The sequence below is a fragment of the Streptomyces sp. CA-146814 genome, from assembly GCF_050942385.1.
Classification (GTDB): Bacteria; Actinomycetota; Actinomycetes; order Streptomycetales; family Streptomycetaceae; genus Streptomyces.
On record NZ_CP192068.1, the window covers coordinates 6,172,501 to 6,189,725 of the forward strand.

The 17,225-nt window shown below is 66.9% G+C and carries 5 protein-coding genes, 1 tRNA gene and 2 rRNA genes; 7 read left to right on the forward strand and 1 reads right to left on the reverse strand.

Translation table 11 applies throughout. The annotated features are described in order from the left end of the window. Positions 1–32 precede the first annotated feature (32 nt). From ACQP09_RS27725 to ACQP09_RS27735, 3 genes are all read left to right on the forward strand, one after another. A 23S ribosomal RNA gene (locus ACQP09_RS27725) occupies positions 33–3,157 on the forward strand. An 80-nt stretch (positions 3,158–3,237) separates the two neighbouring features. After that, positions 3,238–3,354, forward strand: a 5S ribosomal RNA gene (rrf, locus tag ACQP09_RS27730). Positions 3,355–3,546: 192 nt separating this feature from the next. Beyond that, a tRNA-Thr gene (locus ACQP09_RS27735) sits at positions 3,547–3,619 on the forward strand. 62 nt (positions 3,620–3,681) lie between these two features. Here ACQP09_RS27735 and ACQP09_RS27740 read toward each other — a convergent pair. After that, positions 3,682–6,309, reverse strand: coding sequence for a SpoIIE family protein phosphatase (locus ACQP09_RS27740; protein WP_433404378.1), 2,628 nt, complete (start codon positions 6,307–6,309; stop codon positions 3,682–3,684). Between the two features lie 400 nt (positions 6,310–6,709). Between ACQP09_RS27740 and ACQP09_RS27745 the strand changes: the two genes are divergently transcribed. From ACQP09_RS27745 to ACQP09_RS27760, 4 genes are all read left to right on the forward strand, one after another. Next, positions 6,710–12,142, forward strand: coding sequence for a HAMP domain-containing protein (locus tag ACQP09_RS27745; RefSeq protein ID WP_433404381.1), 5,433 nt, complete (start codon positions 6,710–6,712; stop codon positions 12,140–12,142). Positions 12,143–12,386: 244 nt separating this feature from the next. Continuing rightward, positions 12,387–13,070: a response regulator gene (locus ACQP09_RS27750; RefSeq protein WP_404069468.1), complete on the forward strand. Its 684-nt coding sequence runs from the start codon at positions 12,387–12,389 to the stop codon at positions 13,068–13,070. Positions 13,071–13,231: 161 nt separating this feature from the next. Further along, complete coding sequence (locus ACQP09_RS27755) at positions 13,232–16,051, forward strand: DNA translocase FtsK (RefSeq protein WP_433404384.1); 2,820 nt, start codon at positions 13,232–13,234, stop codon at positions 16,049–16,051. Positions 16,052–16,359: 308 nt separating this feature from the next. Further along, positions 16,360–17,163 (forward strand): helix-turn-helix domain-containing protein, encoded by an 804-nt coding sequence (locus ACQP09_RS27760; RefSeq protein WP_432151647.1) that lies wholly within the window; start codon positions 16,360–16,362, stop codon positions 17,161–17,163. The last annotated feature ends 62 nt before the right edge of the window (positions 17,164–17,225 follow it).

A 17,225-nucleotide genomic window follows, 5' to 3' on the forward strand; every position in this document is an offset into this window, starting at 1 on the left:
TTGAGAACTGCACAGTGGACGCGAGCATCTGTGGCCAAGTTTTTAAGGGCGCACGGTGGATGCCTTGGCACCAGGAACCGATGAAGGACGTGGGAGGCCACGATAGTCCCCGGGGAGCTGTCAACCAAGCTTTGATCCGGGGGTTTCCGAATGGGGAAACCCGGCAGTCGTCATGGGCTGTCACCCGCTGCTGAACACATAGGCAGTGTGGAGGGAACGAGGGGAAGTGAAACATCTCAGTACCCTCAGGAAGAGAAAACAACCGTGATTCCGGGAGTAGTGGCGAGCGAAACTGGATGAGGCCAAACCGTATGCGTGTGATACCCGGCAGGGGTTGCGCATGCGGGGTTGTGGGAGTTCTCTTTCATAGTCTGCCGGCTGTGAGACGAGTCAGAAACCGTTGGTGTAGGCGAAGGACATGCGAAAGGTCCGGCGTAGAGGGTAAGACCCCCGTAGCTGAAACATCAACGGCTCGTTTGAGAATCACCCAAGTAGCACGGGGCCCGAGAAATCCCGTGTGAATCTGGCGGGACCACCCGCTAAGCCTAAATATTCCCTGGTGACCGATAGCGGATAGTACCGTGAGGGAATGGTGAAAAGTACCGCGGGAGCGGAGTGAAATAGTACCTGAAACCGTGTGCCTACAAGCCGTGGGAGCGTCGCTGTATGTGCTTGCACATGCAGTCGTGACTGCGTGCCTTTTGAAGAATGAGCCTGCGAGTTAGCGGTGTGTAGCGAGGTTAACCCGTGTGGGGAAGCCGTAGCGAAAGCGAGTCCGAATAGGGCGTTTGAGTTGCACGCTCTAGACCCGAAGCGGAGTGATCTAGCCATGGGCAGGTTGAAGCGGAGGTAAGACTTCGTGGAGGACCGAACCCACCAGGGTTGAAAACCTGGGGGATGACCTGTGGTTAGGGGTGAAAGGCCAATCAAACTCCGTGATAGCTGGTTCTCCCCGAAATGCATTTAGGTGCAGCGTCGTGTGTTTCTTGCCGGAGGTAGAGCACTGGATAGGCGATGGGCCCTACCGGGTTACTGACCTTAGCCAAACTCCGAATGCCGGTAAGTGAGAGCGCGGCAGTGAGACTGTGGGGGATAAGCTCCATGGTCGAGAGGGAAACAGCCCAGAGCATCGACTAAGGCCCCTAAGCGTACGCTAAGTGGGAAAGGATGTGGAGTCGCAGAGACAACCAGGAGGTTGGCTTAGAAGCAGCCACCCTTGAAAGAGTGCGTAATAGCTCACTGGTCAAGTGATTCCGCGCCGACAATGTAGCGGGGCTCAAGCGTACCGCCGAAGTCGTGTCATTCACACACATAGGGCCAACGCCTGTGTGGATGGGTAGGGGAGCGTCGTGTGCCGGGTGAAGCAGCCGCGGAAGCGAGTTGTGGACGGTTCACGAGTGAGAATGCAGGCATGAGTAGCGATACACACGTGAGAAACGTGTGCGCCGATTGACTAAGGGTTCCTGGGTCAAGCTGATCTGCCCAGGGTAAGTCGGGACCTAAGGCGAGGCCGACAGGCGTAGTCGATGGACAACCGGTTGATATTCCGGTACCCGCTTTGAAACGCCCAGTACTGAATCAGGCGATGCTAAGTCCGTGAAGCCGGCCCGATCTCTTCGGAGTTGAGGGTAGTGGTGGAGCCGATGAACCAGACTTGTAGTAGGTAAGCGATGGGGTGACGCAGGAAGGTAGTCCAGCCCGGGCGGTGGTTGTCCCGGGGTAAGGGTGTAGGACGCACGGTAGGTAAATCCGTCGTGCATGAAGTCTGAGACCTGATGCCGAGCCGATTGTGGTGAAGTGGATGATCCTATGCTGTCGAGAAAAGCCTCTAGCGAGTTTCATGGCGGCCCGTACCCTAAACCGACTCAGGTGGTCAGGTAGAGAATACCGAGGCGTTCGGGTGAACTATGGTTAAGGAACTCGGCAAAATGCCCCCGTAACTTCGGGAGAAGGGGGGCCATTCCTGGTGATCCGATTTACTCGGTGAGCTGGGGGTGGCCGCAGAGACCAGCGAGAAGCGACTGTTTACTAAAAACACAGGTCCGTGCGAAGCCGTAAGGCGATGTATACGGACTGACGCCTGCCCGGTGCTGGAACGTTAAGGGGACCGGTTAGTGCACTTTCGGGTGTGCGAAGCTGAGAACTTAAGCGCCAGTAAACGGCGGTGGTAACTATAACCATCCTAAGGTAGCGAAATTCCTTGTCGGGTAAGTTCCGACCTGCACGAATGGCGTAACGACTTCTCGACTGTCTCAACCATAGGCCCGGTGAAATTGCACTACGAGTAAAGATGCTCGTTTCGCGCAGCAGGACGGAAAGACCCCGGGACCTTTACTATAGTTTGATATTGGTGTTCGGTTCGGCTTGTGTAGGATAGGTGGGAGACTGTGAAGCGGCCACGCCAGTGGTTGTGGAGTCGTCGTTGAAATACCACTCTGGTCGTGCTGGATGTCTAACCTGGGTCCGTGATCCGGATCAGGGACAGTGTCTGATGGGTAGTTTAACTGGGGCGGTTGCCTCCTAAAGAGTAACGGAGGCGCCCAAAGGTTCCCTCAGCCTGGTTGGCAATCAGGTGTTGAGTGTAAGTGCACAAGGGAGCTTGACTGTGAGACCGACGGGTCGAGCAGGGACGAAAGTCGGGACTAGTGATCCGGCAGTGGCTTGTGGAAGCGCTGTCGCTCAACGGATAAAAGGTACCCCGGGGATAACAGGCTGATCTTCCCCAAGAGTCCATATCGACGGGATGGTTTGGCACCTCGATGTCGGCTCGTCGCATCCTGGGGCTGGAGTCGGTCCCAAGGGTTGGGCTGTTCGCCCATTAAAGCGGTACGCGAGCTGGGTTTAGAACGTCGTGAGACAGTTCGGTCCCTATCCGCTGTGCGCGTAGGAATATTGAGAAGGGCTGTCCCTAGTACGAGAGGACCGGGACGGACGAACCTCTGGTGTGCCAGTTGTCCTGCCAAGGGCATGGCTGGTTGGCTACGTTCGGAAAGGATAACCGCTGAAAGCATCTAAGCGGGAAGCCTGCTTCGAGATGAGTATTCCCACCCTCTTGAGGGGTTAAGGCTCCCAGTAGACGACTGGGTTGATAGGCCAGATGTGGAAGCCCTGTAAGGGGTGGAGCTGACTGGTACTAATAGGCCGAGGGCTTGTCCTCAGTTGCTCGCGTCCACTGTGTTAGTTCTGAAATAACGAACAGCCGTGTCAACACCGGTTTTGTTCAAATTTTCATAGTGTTTCGGTGGTCATTGCGTTAGGGAAACGCCCGGTTACATTCCGAACCCGGAAGCTAAGCCTTTCAGCGCCGATGGTACTGCAGGGGGGACCCTGTGGGAGAGTAGGACGCCGCCGAACAATTATTGTGGGAGAGCCCCGCACCCTTGTGGTGCGGGGCTTTTCTGCGTTCCGGGCCAGATAGCGCCCGCCGGCTCTGTCCCGCCGGTGGCGGCAGGCCTGTCGCCGAGGTCCCGGTAAAGCGTGCCGGCCGCGATTATGCGTATCCCTGGATCCCGTGTATGGTTTACCTCGTTGCCACAGCGCAACGAGGCCCCAATAGCTCAGTCGGTAGAGCGTCTCCATGGTAAGGAGAAGGTCTGCGGTTCGATTCCGCATTGGGGCTCAGCGAGAAAGAGAAAGGCCCCCACCACATGGCGGGGGCCTTTCTCGTTTGCCGGCCTTGGATCAGATACGCGGCGGCTCCGGGACGCGCATGGCCAGGATGGCCATGTCGTCCGAGGCGGGCTCTGCGGCGAAGCGCTCCACGGCTCGCAGGATGCGTGCGGCGACGGCTCCGGCCGTCAGGCCCGTACAGGTCGACAAGACGTCCGCGAGGCCGTCGTCGCCGAGCATGCGGGTGCCTTCGCGGCGTTCGGTGACGCCGTCCGTGACGCAGAGGAGGACGTCGCCCGGGTTGAGGGTGACCTCCTCCTCGTACAGCTCCAGGTCCTCCAGGACGCCGAGGAGGGGCTGCGGTTCGGCCGCAGGCTCCACCGAGCCGTCCTGGCGCAGGCGCAGCGGCAGCGGGTGGCCGGCGCAGACCACCTTCAGGAGAGCGCTGCCGTCCTCCTGGGGCCACAGCTCGCCGTACAGGAGCGTGAGGAAGCGGCTGCGGGCGCCCTCGTCGAGGATCGCCGCGTTGAGGCGCTCCAGGACCGCCGGGCCGGGGAAGCCCTCGCGGGCCAGCAGGCGCAGCGCGTGGCGGGCGAGACCCGTGACGGCGGCGGCCTCGGGGCCCGTACCGCAGACGTCGCCGATGGCGAAGCCGTACGCACCGTCGTGGATCGGGAAGACGTCGTAGAAGTCGCCGCCGACCTCGTTGCCCTCGCCGGCCGCGCGGTAGATGACCTCGATCTCGACGTTCGGGACGTCGGGGAGGCCCGGGGGCAGGAGGCTGCGCTGGAGGGACTGGCTGATGGCCATGCGCTCCGAGTACAGGCGGGCGTTGTCCAGGGCCAGCGCGGCCCGGCGGGAGAGGTCCTCGGCCAGTTCCAGGATCTCCTGGCGGAAGTGGTCGTCCGAGGGCTTCCCGAGCGTCAGCATGCCGATCACGCGGTTGCGGGCGACCAGCGGCAGGACCACCGTCTCGCCGCCGACCGCCTGGGCCGTGGCCAGGATGGTGCGGGTGGCCGTGGACATGCTCAACGGCGCATCGTGGTCCAGGCTGCGGGTCGACGTGGACAGCGCCGCGCGGTGACCGGCCTCCGAAGGGGCCGCCCAGACGCGTGCTCCCGGCGTCGGGACCGGGTCCGGCGGGTCGATCTTGGAGAGCAGGGCCTTGAGGCCGTCGATGAGGTCCTCGTCCTCGTGGAGCACGTACGAGAGGTACGGGTCCGAGGACTGGTCCGCGATCGTGTAGACCGCGCACCAGGTGGCCAGGGTCGGGACCGTCATCTGGGCCATCAGCGCCAGCGTCTGGTCCCGGTCGAGCGTGCCGGCCAGCAGGTCGGAGGCCTCGACGAGGAAGGAGAGCGAGCCGCGCCGCAGCCGTTCCAGCTCGCCGAGGCGGGCGGACTCGACGGCCAGTGCGATGCGGTCGGCGGCGAACTGGAGGCGCAGGGCCTCCTCGTTCGAGTAGCGTCCGGGCGCCTCGGCCGCGACGCCCAGGGAGCCGGTGAGGCGGCCCTCGACCTTCAGCGGGACCGTGACGACCGAGCGCATCCCGGTGTCGGTGAGGAGCGGGACGGCGCCGGGCACGGCGGTCAGGTCCTCGTGGACGGCCGGCATGCGGGCGGAGCCGTAGCGTCCTGTTCCGGCTTCCACGGGGACTCTCGCGAACCGCTGGCGGGCCGAGGGCAGTCCCGTCGTGGCGCGGACCTCCAGCTCCGTCTCGTCGTCGGTGGCCAGGAGCAGGAACGCGGAGTCGGCGTCGAGCATGTCGCGGGCCCGTTCCACCGTCCGCTGGAGCAGGCCGTCCAGGTCGTCGGGGGCCGGAGAGCCGATGAAGACCTCGAACGGGTCCGTGGTGCGGTTCTCGGACGAGGCGTCGGAGGCCGGGGCGCGGACCGGGGACTGGAGGACGGCGCGTTCGTAGTCGCGGACGAGGAGGCAGACCGTGGACGGTTCGCCCTCGGTGTCGCGGACCCGCAGATGGGAGGCGTAGACGGGGGTGACGCGGCCGTCGGCGCAGCGGATGCCGTAGCTGCCCTCCCAGCGGGAGAGGCGGAGCGCGTCCGCGATGCCGGTGTTGGTGCCGGGCGTGTGGGGCCAGGCCACGAAGTCGGTGAGCTGCTTGCCGGAGACCTCGTCCGTCCCGTGGCCGAAGAGGAAGGCCGCGTCGTCGTTCCACGCGGCGATCGCGCCGGAGTGGTCGATCTGGACGACCGCGACCCGTACGCGCTGGTCGGCTACGGGCAGCAGCGGGGTGGGCAGGAGCGGGCCCGCGGAGCGGATGCCGACCGGGCGCTCGGGGAGGTCCAGCTGGAACCAGACATGTTTGCGGGTGGGCGTGTACTCGACGCCCCAGCGGGTGGCGAGCGCGGCGCAGAGCAGCAGGCCGCGGCCGTTCTCGCGGTCCGGTGAGCCGAAGTCGAGCCCGTTGCTCTGGAGCGGGACCTCGCGCTCCGGATAGTGGTCGGCGACCTCGACGCGTACGCCGTCCTCGGTACGGAGGCAGAGGACGTCGGCTGCCGTACCCGCGTGGATCACGGCGTTGGTGACGAGCTCGCTGGTGAGGACGACGGCGTCGTCGACGACATCGTTGTACCCCCACCCCTGGAGGGTGTCCCGGACGAAGGCGCGGGCGGTCGCGACCGAGCGCCCGACCGGTTCGAAGGTGGCGGCCGCGCGCGCGGTGATCACAGCACTCCCCATATTGGTGTCTCGTCGCTTCCCCGAGTCCTGTGCCCGTTTCTCGCCGCTTCGATTCGCTTGCCAGGCTAGACGTTCGGCAAGGGTGCCGGGTACACGAGGGCCGAGATCGGGACAGGTCTCCCCGGGAGTCGTGCGCGGGCGCACGAGTATGTCTCCCGGTGGGAGTGATGGGGTGCAAGCGGGGGAGGTTGCCCGCCGACCTGTTCCGGCCTGGTACGTTGCAACGATTTGACGTCCGCCCGGCCGCCCGTTGACGGTGTGCTGTGGCGGTGGTCCACAGTGGAACTGGGCAAGCTTCCGGATAGGCCCGAGCGAAACGGTCAACCCCTGCGGGAGGGACACGGTGGAGTCTGGCGTGGCGGCGCGGGGTTCAGAAACGCGTACAAAAGGCGGACAGTCCGTGAAAAAGCAGCGCAATGGCACCGTCGAGGTCGACGCGGCAGCTCTGAACAGACTGCTGGCGGGACTCGTGGCGATGCGCGACGGCAATTTCCGCAGGCGGCTCACCGTCTCCGGCGACGGCGTGATGACGGAGATCGCGGCGGTCTTCAACGAGGTCGCCGACCGCAATCTCCACCTCACCGGTGAGCTGGCGCGGGTACGGCGTGTGGTCGGGCGTGAGGGCAAGCTGACCGAGCGGCTGGAGACGGGCGCCTGCGAGGGTTCCTGGGCCGCCGCGATCGACGCCTCCAACGAGCTCGTCGACGATCTCGCGCGGCCGGTCTCCGAGGTGGGCCGGGTGCTGTCGGCGGTCGCCGACGGTGACCTGGAGCAGCGGATGGAGCTGCGGTCGCACACGACGGACGAGACGGTACGGCCGCTGCGCGGCGAGTTCCTGAAGGTCGCCCGTACGGTCAACAACCTGGTCGACCAGCTGTCGGTCTTCACCGAGCAGGTGACCCGGGTCGCCGTCGAGGTGGGTACCGAGGGCAAGCTGGGCGGCCAGGCGCAGGTGCGCGGGATGTCCGGGTCGTGGAAGGACCTGACGGACTCCGTCAACACCATGGCGTACCGCCTCACCGCCCAGGTGCGGGACATCGCGCTGGTGACGACGGCGGTCGCCAAGGGCGATCTGTCGCGGAAGGTCACCGTCCATGTGGCCGGTGAGATGCTCCAGCTGAAGAACACCGTCAACACGATGGTCGACCAGTTGTCCTCGTTCTCCTCCGAGGTGACGCGCGTCGCCCGTGAGGTGGGTACGGAAGGTGAGCTGGGCGGTCAGGCGACCGTGCCGGGTGTGGCCGGGGTGTGGAAGGACCTCACCGACTCCGTCAACACGATGGCGGGCAACCTCACCTCCCAGGTACGCGGTATCGCCGAGGTGACGACGGCCGTCGCCAGCGGTGACCTGACGCAGAAGGTCACGGTGAGCGCGCGCGGCGAGGTCGCCCAGCTCGCCGAGACGATCAACCAGATGACCGAGACGCTGCGCACCTTCGCGGACGAAGTGACACGTGTGGCGAGCGAGGTCGGTGGCGAAGGCCTCCTGGGTGGCCAGGCGCAGGTGCCCGGGGCCGCCGGGACGTGGAAGGACCTCACCGACTCGGTGAACACGGTCTTCCGGAACCTGACGACGCAGGTGCGGGACATCGCGCAGGTGACGACCGCGGTGGCCAGCGGTGACATGTCGCAGAAGGTCACGGTCGACGTGGCCGGCGAGATGCTGGAGCTGAAGAACACCGTCAACACGATGGTGGACCAGCTTCAGTCGTTCGGTTCCGAGGTGACGCGCGTGGCCCGGGAGGTCGGCGTCGAGGGCCGGCTCGGCGGCCAGGCGGAGGTGCCGGGGGCGGCGGGGACGTGGAAGGACCTCACCGACTCGGTGAACACCGCCTTCCGCAACCTGACCGGTCAGGTCCGGGACATCGCACAGGTCACCACGGCGGTCGCCAACGGTGACCTGTCCCAGAAGGTCACCGTGGACGTGGCCGGGGAGATGCTGGAGCTGAAGAACACCGTCAACACGATGGTGGCGCAGCTGTCCAGCTTCGCCGACCAGGTGACGCGGATGGCCCGGGACGTGGGCACCGAGGGCCGTCTCGGGGGTCAGGCGCGCGTGGACGGCGTCTCCGGTACGTGGAAGGAGCTGACGGACTCCGTCAACTTCATGGCCGGCAACCTCACCTCCCAGGTGCGGCAGATCGCCCAGGTGACGACGGCGGTGGCGCGGGGCGACCTGTCGCAGAAGATCGACGTGGACGCCCGGGGCGAGATCCTGGAGCTCAAGAACACGATCAACACCATGGTCGACCAGCTCTCCGCCTTCGCCGACCAGGTGACCCGGGTGGCCCGTGAGGTGGGTACGGACGGCCGGCTCGGCGGTCAGGCGCAGGTGCCCGGTGTGGCCGGAGTGTGGCGCGATCTCACCGATTCGGTGAACGGGATGGCGGGGAACCTGACCGCCCAGGTCCGTAACATCGCGCAGGTGGCCACGGCGGTGGCGCGCGGTGACCTGTCGCAGAAGATCGACGTGGACGCGCGCGGCGAGATCCTGGAGCTGAAGAACACCCTCAACACGATGGTGGACCAGCTCTCCAACTTCGCCGAGCAGGTGACGCGGGTCGCCCGTGAGGTGGGTACGGAAGGCATCCTCGGCGGCCAGGCCGAGGTACAGGGCGTCTCCGGTACGTGGAAGGACCTCACGCAGTCCGTCAACGGCATGGCGAACAACCTGACCCTCCAGGTCCGCAACATCGCCGAGGTCACCACCGCCGTCGCCAAGGGCGATCTCTCCAAGAAGATCACCGTCGACGCCAAGGGCGAGATCCTCGAACTGGTCACGACCGTCAACACGATGGTCGACCAGCTGCTCAACTTCGCCGACGAGGTGACCAGGGTGGCCCGCGAGGTGGGCACCGAGGGCATTCTCGGCGGCCAGGCGCGGGTGCGCGGGGCGACCGGCATCTGGAAGGATCTCAGCGACAACGTCAACCTGATGGCCAACAACCTGACCAGCCAGGTGCGGAACATCTCCCGGGTCTCCTCCGCGGTCGCCAACGGTGACCTGACCAAGAAGGTCACCGTGGAGGCGCGCGGCGAGGTCGCCGAGCTGGCCGACACCGTCAACACCATGGTGACGACGCTCTCCTCGTTCGCGGACGAGGTCACGCGTGTGGCCCGTGAGGTGGGTACGGAAGGTGAGCTGGGCGGTCAGGCCCGGGTGCCGGGCGTCTCGGGTACGTGGAAGGACCTCACCGAGTCCGTGAACTCGATGGCCTCCAACCTGACCGGCCAGGTGCGGCAGATCGCCACGGTCACCACGGCCATCGCCAAGGGCGACCTCACCAAGAAGATCGACATCGACGCGCGCGGTGAGATCCAGGAGCTGAAGAACACCATCAACACGATGGTCGACCAGCTCTCCTCGTTCGCCGAGCAGGTGACCCGGGTCGCCCGTGAGGTGGGCACGGAAGGGCAGCTGGGAGGTCAGGCGCGGGTGCGGGACGTGGACGGCACCTGGCGCGACCTCACCGAGTCGGTGAACGAGATGGCCGGGAACCTGACCCGTCAGGTGCGCGCCATCGCGGCCGTCGCCACGGCGGTGACCCGCGGCGATCTGAACCTGAAGATCGATGTGGACGCGGCCGGCGAGATCCAGGTCCTCCAGGACAACATCAACACGATGATCGCCAACCTGCGTGACACCACCCTCGCCAACAAGGAGCAGGACTGGCTGAAGGGCAACCTGGCCCGGATCTCCGGTCTGATGCAGGGCCGCCGCGATCTGGACGACGTGGCCTCGCTGATCATGAGCGAGCTGACGCCGGTGGTCTCGGCGCAGCACGGCGCGTTCTTCCTGGCCATGTCCCCGGGCGACTCCGACGAGGTGGGTCCGGAAACCCCCGACGACACCTCGTACGAGCTGCGGATGCGCGGGAGTTACGGCTACTCCGCGGGCTCGATGCCGACCTCGTTCCGGCCCGGTGAGACGCTCATCGGGACGGCGGCCGAGGAGAAGCGGACGATCCAGGTGGACAACGTTCCGCCGGGCTATCTGAAGATCTCCTCCGGCCTCGGCGAGGCGCCGCCCGCGCATGTGATCGTGCTGCCGGTGCTCTTCGAGGGCAAGGTGCTCGGTGTGATCGAGCTGGCCTCGTTCCAGCCGTTCACGCACATCCAGCGGGACTTCCTCAACCAGCTCGCCGAGATGATCGCGACGAGCGTCAACACCATCAGCGTCAACACCAAGACCGAGAAGCTCCTTGAGCAGTCCCAGGAGCTGACCGAGCAACTGCGTGACCGCTCGCAGGAGTTGGAGAACCGGCAGAAGGCCCTCCAGGCGTCCAACGCCGAACTGGAGGAGAAGGCCGAGCTGCTGGCCCAGCAGAACCGCGACATCGAGGTGAAGAACACCGAGATCGAGGAGGCCCGGCAGGTCCTGGAGGAGCGCGCCGAGCAGCTCGCGGTCTCGATGCGCTACAAGTCCGAGTTCCTGGCGAACATGTCGCACGAGCTGCGTACGCCGCTCAACTCGCTGCTGATCCTGGCCAAGTTGCTGGCGGACAACGCCGAGGGCAATCTGTCGCCGAAGCAGGTCGAGTTCGCCGAGACGATCCACGGGGCCGGTTCCGACCTGCTCCAGCTGATCAACGACATCCTCGACCTGTCGAAGGTCGAGGCGGGCAAGATGGATGTCAGCCCGACCCGGATCGCGCTGGTCCAGCTGGTCGACTACGTGGAGGCGACCTTCCGCCCGCTCACCGCGGAGAAGGGTCTCGACTTCTCCGTGCGGGTCTCGCCGGAGCTTCCCGCGACGCTGCACACCGACGAGCAGCGCCTCCTCCAGGTGTTGCGCAACCTGCTGTCGAACGCGGTGAAGTTCACCGACAGCGGGGCGGTGGAGCTGGTGATCCGGCCGGCCGGAGCCGATGTGCCGAACGCGATCCGGGAGCATCTGCTGGAGGCCGGTTCGCTGCGGGACGCGGACGCCGATCTGATCGCCTTCTCGGTCACCGACACCGGGATCGGGATCGCGTCCAGCAAGATGCTGGTGATCTTCGAGGCGTTCAAGCAGGCGGACGGGACGACGAGTCGCAAGTACGGCGGTACGGGCCTCGGCCTCTCCATCAGCCGGGAGATCGCGCGGCTGCTCGGCGGTGAGATCCACGCGGCGAGCGAGCCGGGCCGGGGCTCGACCTTCACGTTGTACCTGCCGCTGCACCGCGCCGAACTGCCGCCCCAGAGCTTCCCGCAGGTGGGTTCCGGTTCCGGCGAGGGGCTGGGCGGCGGGTCCGAGAACGGACAGGCGCCGCAGGGTGGCGACTCGGCCCCGCTCGGGGACCCGGCCAACTCCGCCGGGGTGTTCCGGCGGCGGCGCAAGGCCCTCGGGGACGCGGCCCGGCGTCCCGCGCTGCCCGCCGGGCGGCCGGCCGGCGAGAGCATCCCGCACGAGGAGTGGGTGCAGGGCGGCGCGGCCGCGGGGGAGGAGACGGCGGAGCCCCGGCGGACGTTCCGGTTCCGGGGCGAGAAGGTGCTCATCGTCGACGACGACATCCGTAACGTCTTCGCACTCACCAGCGTGCTGGAGCAGCACGGACTGGCCGTGCTGTACGCGGAGAACGGCCGCGAGGGGATCGAAGTCCTGGAGCAGCACGACGATGTGACGGTCGTGCTGATGGACATCATGATGCCCGAGATGGACGGGTACGCGACCACCACCGCGATCCGGCGGATGCCGCAGTTCGCCGGGCTGCCGATCGTCGCGCTCACCGCGAAGGCGATGAAGGGCGACCGGGAGAAGGCGATCGACTGCGGTGCTTCCGACTATGTGACGAAGCCGGTCGATCCTGATCATCTGCTGGCGGTTATGGAGCGGTGGATGCACGGAGAGTGATCGGATTGTGAATGAATCAGTGTGAGTTGCTGACCGGCTGTGCGCGAACGGGTGTGAACGGCCTGTATCCGGGGAACCTTCTGGTCTCCCACCGCGTTTGCGGTATGTGCACAGTGACATCACGGTGACAGGGTGTGGTGACGGGCGGGGTGCGGCTACCATGACCGGCACAAGGACGGACGGCGAAAGGGAGTCGTCCCCTGGGGCGGCACCCGGTGCATTTCCGGGGCGAGGAGGGCGGGCCATGGTGCAGAAGGCCAAGATCCTCCTGGTCGATGACCGGCCGGAGAATCTGCTGGCGCTGGAGGCCATCCTCTCTGCGCTCGATCAGACACTGGTCCGGGCATCGTCAGGGGAGGAGGCGCTCAAAGCGCTGCTCACGGACGATTTCGCGGTCATTCTGCTGGACGTCCAGATGCCGGGCATGGACGGTTTCGAGACCGCCGCCCACATCAAGCGGCGGGAGCGGACGCGGGACATCCCGATCATCTTCCTCACCGCGATCAACCACGGCCCGCACCACACCTTCCGGGGATACGCGGCAGGCGCGGTGGACTACATTTCCAAGCCGTTCGACCCGTGGGTGCTGCGCGCCAAGGTCTCGGTCTTCGTCGAGCTGTACATGAAGAACTGCAAGCTCCGCGAGCAGGCCGCGCTGCTGCGGCTCCAGCTGGACGGCGACGGCCAGGCGAACGGCGAGCACGAGAAGGAGCCGGCCGGTCTGCTGGCCGAGCTCTCCGCGCGGCTCGCGGCGGTCGAGGAGCAGGCGGAGGCCCTCTCCAAGCAGCTCGACGACGAGTCCGCCGACGCGGCGGCCGTCGCCACGGCGGCCCATCTCGAACGCAAGCTGACCGGCCTGCGCCGTGCGCTCGACGCGCTGGAGCCGGGCACGGGCGGCGGCGCCGGGATCCTGCCGGCTCAGAGCTAAGGCTTTCCGCCTTCTGCTTTACGGATCAGGGGCTTCGGGCCGTGCCCGGAGCGCTCTCCGCGCTGAGGGCGCGTCAGTTCCCGGCCGTCGGGCGGCGACACAGTCGGGTGAACCCGTAGGCGAACGTGTTCACGGGCGTCGACAACGGTAACCTCGGCACCATGGCCTCACGTACGTCCGGCAAGGGTTCCCAGTCCACAGCGGGCACCGCGAAGCGCGCCGGCCGTACGCCTGGGCCGGCGAAGAAAGCCGCGCCCCCCAGGAAGACCGCCCCCAAGAAGGCGGCCGCGCCCGCGAAAAGGGCGCCCGCGAAGAAGGCGGCGGCCAAGAGGCCCGCGCCCAAACCCGCGCCGTCCCCCACCAACGGCATCTACCGGCTCGTGCGCGCCATCTGGCTCGGCATGGCGCACGGTGTCGGCGCGGTGTTCCGCTCCATAGGGCGCGGTGCGAAGGGACTTGACCCAGCCCACCGCAAGGACGGCCTCGCGCTCCTGCTCCTCGGCCTCGCGCTGATCGTCGCCGCGGGCACCTGGTCCAACCTCCAGGGGCCGGTAGGCGACCTGGTGAAGATGCTGGTGACCGGTGCGTTCGGCCGGCTCGATCTGCTCGCGCCGATACTGCTCGGCGCCATGGCCGTACGCCTCATCCTGTATCCGGAGCGCCCCGACGCCAACGGCCGGATCGTCATCGGGCTCTCCGCCCTCGTCGTCGGCATCCTCGGCCAGGTCCACATCGCCTGCGGGTCGCCGGGCCGCGAGGACGGCACGGAGGCCATGCAGGACGCGGGCGGGCTGATCGGCTGGGCCGCGTCGAAGCCGCTGATCTTCATGATGGGCGAGGTCCTCGCCGTACCGCTGCTCGTGCTGCTCACCGTCTTCGGCCTCCTCGTCGTCACCGCGACCCCGGTCAACGCCATCCCGCGTCGGCTGCGCCAGCTCGGCGTCCGCCTCGGCATCGTGGAACCGGCGTACGAACCCGGCGAGGTGTACGAGGACGACGACGAGCGCTACGACGAGCAGTGGCGCGAGGCGCTGCCCGCCGGGACGCGGCGCGGCTCCGGACGTCGGCAGGCCCCCGACGCCGACGACGCCTTGTACGACCACGACAGCGCCGAGGCCGAGGCCCTCACCAAGCGCAGGCGGCCCCGCAGGCCCGCCGCGCAGCCCGCGATGAACCGGTCCATGGACGCGGTGGACGTCGCCGCGGCCGCGGCCGCCGCGCTCGACGGGGCCGTGCTCAACGGCATTTCGCCCTCGCCGGTCGTCGCCGACCTGACCCAGGGCGTCTCGGTGGACCGCGACCGGGACCGTACCGGCGCCACGCCCGTCCCCGGCGCCCGTGAGGCCGAGCGGGGCGGCGGCGCGGAGAAGGAGGACCGGAGTGCGGGCCGGGCCGGGGCGCCCTCCGGGCCCGTCGACCCCGGTGGCGTACCGGATCTGACCAAGCCCGCTCCCGAGCGCACCGGCGACCTGCCCGCCCGCGCCGAGCAGCTCCAGCTCTCCGGCGACATCACATACTCGCTGCCCTCGCTCGACCTGCTGGAGCGCGGCGGGCCCGGCAAGACCCGCAGCGCGGCCAACGACGCCGTCGTCGCCTCGCTGACCAACGTGTTCACCGAGTTCAAGGTCGACGCCGTCGTCACCGGCTTCACCCGGGGCCCGACGGTCACCCGCTACGAGATCGAGCTCGGCCCCGCCGTGAAGGTCGAGAAGATCACGGCGCTCGCCAAGAACATCGCGTACGCCGTGGCCAGTCCGGACGTACGGATCATCTCGCCGATCCCGGGCAAGTCCGCCGTCGGCATCGAGATCCCCAACTCCGACCGGGAGATGGTCAACCTCGGTGACGTCCTGCGCCTCGCCGACGCGGCCGAGGACGACCACCCGATGCTCGTGGCGCTCGGCAAGAACGTCGAGGGCGGCTACGAGATGGCCAACCTGGCGAAGATGCCGCACGTCCTGGTCGCCGGTGCCACCGGATCGGGTAAGTCGTCCTGCATCAACTGCCTGATCACCTCGATCATGGTGCGGGCCACCCCGGAGGACGTCCGGATGGTCCTGGTCGACCCCAAGCGCGTCGAGCTCACCGCGTACGAGGGCATCCCGCACCTGATCACGCCGATCATCACCAACCCCAAGAAGGCCGCCGAGGCGCTCCAGTGGGTCGTGCGGGAGATGGACCTGCGCTACGACGACCTGGCCGCCTTCGGCTACCGGCACATCGACGACTTCAACCACGCCGTGCGCACCGGCAAGTGCAAGACGCCCGAGGGCAGCGAGCGGGAGCTGTCGCCGTACCCGTATCTGCTGGTGATCGTCGACGAGCTGGCCGACCTGATGATGGTCGCCCCGCGCGACGTCGAGGACTCCATCGTCCGCATCACCCAGCTCGCCCGCGCCGCCGGCATCCACCTGGTGCTCGCCACCCAGCGCCCCTCGGTCGACGTGGTGACCGGTCTGATCAAGGCGAACGTGCCCTCCCGGCTCGCCTTCGCCACCTCCTCCCTCGCCGACAGCCGGGTCATCCTCGACCAGCCCGGCGCCGAGAAGCTCATCGGCAAGGGCGACGGCCTCTTCCTCCCGATGGGCGCCAACAAGCCCACCCGTATGCAGGGCGCCTTCGTCACCGAGGACGAGGTCGCCGCCGTCGTCCAGCACTGCAAGGACCAGATGGCCCCGGTCTTCCGGGACGACGTCGTCGTCGGTACGAAGCAGAAGAAGGAGATCGACGAGGACATCGGCGACGACCTGGACCTGCTCTGCCAGGCCGCCGAACTGGTCGTCTCCACCCAGTTCGGGTCGACCTCGATGCTCCAGCGCAAGCTGCGCGTCGGCTTCGCCAAGGCCGGGCGGCTGATGGACCTGATGGAGTCCCGCAACATCGTCGGACCCAGCGAAGGGTCCAAGGCGCGCGACGTGATGGTGAAACCGGACGAGCTCGACGGGGTGTTGGCCGTCATCCGCGGGGAATCCGCTCCATAGGGGTAATCCACCCGTAAAGGTTTTGTGGGCAACCGTTTCGTGCGGTCGTACGTCCAGTTGGAGGGAGGGGAGGAACGATGCTCCTCCCTTCCGCCCAGCCCGTTGTCACCCACCCTGTTCGGCCCACTCCAGGTTGCCCAGTCCCCGACTGGGGCACGGTCCCGGTGCCGCTCCGTCCGCGGAGAGGTCCACGGGGCCGCCCGGCGAACCCGATGGCGTACAAAGTCGTCCCTCCCGGTTGCCCCTCCCTTTCGTACCCCCCCTAGACTGAACATCCAGCAGGTGGCTCACGCTCGAAAGGCGCCCCCGTGTCCATCGGCAACTCCCCCGAAGACGACCGGCCTTCGATCGGTCGTGCCCTTCAGCAGGCTCGCATCGCCGCAGGTCTGACGGTCGAGGAAGTCAGCAGCTCCACCCGGGTGCGCATCCCCATCGTGCACGCGATCGAGGAGGACGACTTCTCGCGCTGTGGCGGCGACGTGTACGCACGCGGCCACATCCGCAACATCGCCCGTGCCGTCGGCATCGACCCGGAACCCCTGGTCGAACGTTTCGACGCCGACCACGGCGGCCGTCCCGCACCGACCCCCGCCGCTCCGCTGTTCGAGGCGGAGCGCATCCGTTCCGAACCGCGGCGGCCCAACTGGACCGCGGCGATGGTCGCGGCCATCGTCGCCGTCATCGGTTTCGTCGGCTTCACCCTCTTCAACGGTGGAGAGGACAAGCCGTCGAACACCGCCCAGGTCGCGGAGGGCTCCAAGCCCGACAAGACCGCGGCCAAACCCACCACCACCAAGCCGGCCGAGCCCAAGCCCGTGCCGTCCGAGAGTGCCATCGCCGCCGCCCCCCGGGACAAGGTGACGGTCAAGCTCGGCGCGAACCAGGGCAAGAGCTGGATCTCCGTCAAGGACCACAACGGACAGCTGCTCTTCGACGGGCTGCTGCTCGAAGGTGAGTCCAAGACCTTCCAGGACGAGGAGCGCATCGACCTCGTCCTCGGCAACGCCGGGGCGATCGAGCTCTTCGTCAACGGCAAGAAGCTGCAGGACCGCTTCGAGCCGGGCCAGGTCGAGCGGCTCACGTACACCAAGGGTGACCCCGAGGCCGGCTGAGTCCGCGCCTCCTCACCCCTTCGACGGGCGTCCGGCCTTGTGCCGGGCGCCCGTCGGCGTTT